At 66.1% G+C, this 4,481-nt stretch carries 2 protein-coding genes and 2 pseudogenes; all 4 read right to left on the reverse strand.

Annotated elements, in window-relative coordinates:
- A pseudogene (locus JHD07_RS03500) lies at positions 1–592 on the reverse strand (homoserine O-succinyltransferase); the annotation flags it as partial.
- Between the two features lie 12 nt (positions 593–604).
- The gene (locus JHD07_RS03505) at positions 605–1,906 is read right to left on the reverse strand and encodes an O-acetylhomoserine aminocarboxypropyltransferase/cysteine synthase family protein (protein ID WP_291618967.1); all 1,302 of its coding nucleotides are present in this window, start codon (positions 1,904–1,906) and stop codon (positions 605–607) included.
- A gap of 289 nt (positions 1,907–2,195) precedes the next feature.
- On the reverse strand, positions 2,196–3,767 hold the full coding sequence (locus JHD07_RS03510; RefSeq protein WP_291618970.1) for an amidase family protein: 1,572 nt from the start codon (positions 3,765–3,767) through the stop codon (positions 2,196–2,198).
- A 115-nt stretch (positions 3,768–3,882) separates the two neighbouring features.
- Positions 3,883–4,481, reverse strand: a pseudogene (locus tag JHD07_RS03515) (MFS transporter); the annotation flags it as partial.

Below are 4,481 nucleotides of genomic sequence, written 5' to 3' on the forward strand. Positions count from 1 at the left end.
TCTCGGCGATCTCGTTCAGGCGGGAATGTGAGACTTTGAAAGGCGCAGCCGCGGCGCGGGTCAACGCATCGCTCGTGACGATGTCGCAATCGAAAATGCCGTGACATTTGGCCGCCAGCTGTCGCCGCTCGATGCCGTCGAGATGCAGCACCGCGGCATGCGCGGCAAGGCACGACCAGATCGTCGAGCGCGTATGGGTCTTGGCCCAGTCGATCAGCCTGGTGAGCTCCTGCCAATACGGCTCCTGGTCGAGCCTGGGCGCGATCGGCTCTGCGCCGGTCACGATCAGCCCATCGAACTTGCCGTGCTCGAGAACGGAAAGATCGGAATATTCGCTCTCGACATGCCACTTCGCTTCAGGCGACCGCTTCACGCTCGGAAGCGAGAAGCAGTGAAAGCGAATCCGGCGCGGACCTGCCGCGGCCTGGAGCAGCTTCATGAACTGCCGCTCGGTCGCCTTCAGCGCCGGATCTGGCATGTTGTTGACGAGCCCGATCGTGAGTTCAGCGCCGGTATCGCGCGCGAGATCGTGCGCGGCCGGCACCAGCGCCGGGCCCGCGATGACGTGATCCTTGTCGATCAGGATCGTCATGGGCGCCGCCGCCTACTCCGCGGCCTCGAGGCGCGCCGACGAGCAGGCCTTCTCGAGCGCCTGGTCGATATCCTCGATGATGTCGGAGACATGCTCGATGCCGATCGACAGGCGGATCGTCTCCGGCAGCACGCCGGCAACGCGCTGTTGCTCCGCCGACATCTGCCGGTGCGTGGTCGATGCCGGATGGCAGGCGAGCGACTTGGCGTCGCCGATATTGACGAGCCGCGTGATCAGCTTCAACGCATCGTAGAAGGCCTTGCCGGCCTCCATGCCGCCCTTGATGCCGAAGGTGAACAGGGAGGAGGCGTTGCCGTTCAGGTACTTCTGCACCAGCGGATGATAGGGACTATCCGGGAAACCGCTGTAATTGACCCAGGCTACACGGGGATCGCCGCGCAGGAATTCTGCGACCTTGCGCGCGTTCTCGACATGGCGCTCCATCCGCAGCGCGACGGTCTCGATCCCCTGGAGCAGCAGGAAGGCGTTGAACGGCGACAGCACCGAGCCCATGGTGCGCTGATAGACGCTGCGCGCGCGCTCGATATAGGCGGTGCGGCCGAAGCGTTCGGCGTAGACGAGGCCGTGATAGGACGCATCCGGCTTGTTGTAGGCCGGGAAGCGCTCGGCGTATTTGGCCCACGGGAAATTCCCGGAATCGACGATGGCGCCGCCGAGCGTGGTGCCGTGACCGCCCAGGAACTTGGTCAGCGAATGCACGGCAATATCCGCGCCGTAATCGAACGGCTTCAGCAGGATTGGCGTGGCCACCGTGTTGTCGACGATCAGCGGCACGCCATGCGCATGCGCGACCTTCGCCAGCGCCTCGATGTCGCAGACATTGCCGGCGGGATTACCGATGGTCTCGGCGAACACGGCGCGGGTGTTCTCGTCGATCAGCCTCGCGATCGCCTCGGGATGGTCGCTCTCGGCGAAGCGGCCGGAGATGCCCTGCCGCGGCAGGATGTGCGAGAGCAGCGTGTGCGTGGTGCCATAAAGCTGCGGCACGGAAACGATGTTGCCGCCGTGATCGGCCACGTTGACGAAGGCGAAATGCAGCGCCGCCTGGCCGGTCGCGACCGCGAGCGCGCCGACGCCGCCTTCGAGCTGGGCGATGCGCTTCTCCAGCACTGCGCTGGTCGGATTGGCGATACGGCTGTAGCGAAACCCCTCGGCCTCGAGATTGAATAGGGCCGCGCCATGATCGGCGCTGTCGAAGGCGTAGGCGGCGGTCTGGTAGATCGGCACGGCAACGGCGTGCGTGCTGGCTTCGGGCTCGTAGCCGGCGTGAATAGCAATCGTCTCGTTGCGCATTATGCCACCTCCGCGTGGAGCGGGCCGCACTTATTGGCCTGTATGAGGCATGTGCGTTGTCCGCCCTCTTCTGTTAGAGGCGGGCGGTAAAGCGGACAATAATTCGCCTAGAGATCGAGGAAGTAACCCTAACGCTTGCCGGCGAATTCGCCGTGATTCCGGTTAAATTCGATTAACCCATCGCGGCCATGCCTTGCTCGGCGTCATCCATCTCGCGACTGCTCGGCGAACTCCCCTCGCCCACGCGGGAAAAGGGGAGCATCGTCAACGTGGCCGCGCTTGCTTGGGCTTAAGCCATGTTTTCCCACAGCCGGTGGGAGAGTACGCCGGCGCGCTTCTCGATCGCGGCCGCAGCGTCGAGTGCGAGATCCTCGCGATAGCGCCCGGCAATCAGCTGCACGCCGATTGGCTTGCCGTCATGCAGCGCCACCGGCACCACCGCGCCGGGCAGGCCCAGCACGTTGATGGCGGAGATGAAGCGGATCTCGCCCCAGAAGATCTCGCGCACGCGCTCGGCGCTGATGGTGTCCTCACGCGGGCCCGGCGTCGGCTTCACCGTGGTCGGCGCCAGCACCACCGGATACTCCTCGAAGAACAATTGCCAGGCGCGGATATGGCCGCTGCGCGCGGCAGTCGCCTGCATCCAGCCCTTGAGATCGAGCACGTTGGCCTCGGCCTTCATGCCGCCCCAGGCCTTGTGGAAGTCCTCCGAGGTGACCTTCAGCATGCCGGCCTCCTGCATCACCACGGTCTCGTTGGTGATGATGTCGCACCAGGTCTGCCAGACACCGTTGATGTCGGGCACCTCGACCTCGCTGACGCGATAGCCGGAGCGCTCGAGATGGTCGGCAGCCTGGCGCAGCGCCGCGGAGACGGAGGGATCGACGTCCATGTCCTCGGGGATCTTCGCCAGCGCGACCTTGATCGGTCGCTTCGGCCTGTCGCCGATCAACGGTGCCGGCACCCACCAAGGGTCGCGCGGATCGCGCTGACTCATCGCCTCCAGGGCGAGACGGACGTCGGCGACATGGCGGGCCAGCGGCCCCTGCGCCGACATCAGATGCGCCAGCATCGGCCGTTCGGCCGTTGCGCTGGCGTTGAACGCGGGAATGCGGCCCTGCGTCGGCTTGATGGTGGCAACGCCGTTGCAATGTGCCGGCCAGCGCAGCGAGCCGCCGATGTCGTTGCCGTGCGCGATGGTGCCGATGCCGGCCGCCACCGCCGAGCCGGCACCGCCCGAGGAGCCGCCGCAGGTGATGTCGGGATCCCAGGGGTTCAGCGTCAGCCCGTGCAGGGGATTGTCGGTGAAGCCACGGAAGGAGAATTCCGGCGTGTTGGTGAGGCCGATGACGATTGCGCCGGCCTTCTTGAGATTGCGCACCACCGGGGAATCCGACGGCGCGACGAGGTTCTTGTTGGCAGGCACGCCGTTGAAATTCGGCCGGCCTTCGTAGTCGACATTTTCCTTGATGGTGATGGGCACGCCGTGCAGGAGGCCGAGTTCGCCGCCTTTCGCGCGCTGCCTGTCGGCCGCATGCGCCGCCTTCAGCGCCTCCTCACCGAGGTCGACGACGACCGCATTCAGCTTCGGATTGACGGCGCGCATCCGTTCGAGATGCGCCTCGACGGTCTCGACGGCGGAGATGGCGCCGGAGCGGATCGCGGCCGCGGTCTCCACCGCCGACCATTGCCAGGCCTGTCCCTTGGGGCGACGCGGTGCGGAGGGCCTCTGCGTGGCCGTCTTCACCTTCCTGGCGACGACGGCCTTGCGGCTCGCGCTGGTCTTGCTCGAGGTCTTCGCCGCTTTCGTCGAAGCACTCTGCTTGGTCTTTTTGGTCTTCTTGGTCGCCTTCTTCGCCACGTCGCATCTCCTGAAACTGCGCCGCAGACGTTACGGATGGCGAAAGCCCGTGTACAGGTGGGTTTTTGCATGGCGATGGCGCGACGCGGCGAACTGTCCGCGTCGCGCCGCTGCGCTACTCGGCGGGGCAGGCCGCGACGGCCGCAGACGCGCGATCGAGCCGGATGCTCCACAGCGCCAGCACGAGGCCGCCCGCGGTGATACCGGCCGCGACTACAGGTAGCGCCGGGAGACCGAGCCCCCGATCGATGGTGACGCCGCCGGCCCAGGCGCCGAACGCGTTGCCGAGATTGAACGCGGCGATGTTGAGGCTGGAGGCAAGCGTGCGGCCGCTGGGGCCGGCGGCTTCCAACACACGAAGCTGCAGCGGGGCGACGGTCGCAAAGGCCGCGATACCCAGCAGCAGGATCAGCGCGATCGCCGCGATCTTGACCGACAGCACGGCGGCAAGCCCAAGCAGCACGACCGTGAGCGCGGCGAGTGTTCCGATCAGCGCACCGGCAAGGCCGCGGTCGGCGAGCTTGCCGCCGGCGACGTTGCCGATCGCGAGCCCGACGCCGAACACCAGCAGGATCGGCGACACCGCAGCTTCCGAAAATCCCGTGAAGCGGGTCAAAATCGGCTGGATATAAGTGAAGACGACGAACAGGCCGGCAAAGCCGAACACCGTCATGGCAAGGCCAAGCAGCACCTGTGGCCGGCGGAGGACCGCGA

Origin of the sequence: Bradyrhizobium sp. (assembly GCF_016462955.1) — a bacterium.
Classification (GTDB): domain Bacteria; phylum Pseudomonadota; class Alphaproteobacteria; order Rhizobiales; family Xanthobacteraceae; genus Bradyrhizobium.

Bases quoted from the DNA above. Each gene is read 5' to 3' on its own strand.
- JHD07_RS03505 (WP_291618967.1), bottom strand. From the start codon at position 1,906: ATGCGCAACGAGACGATTGCTATTCACGCCGGCTACGAGCCCGAAGCC.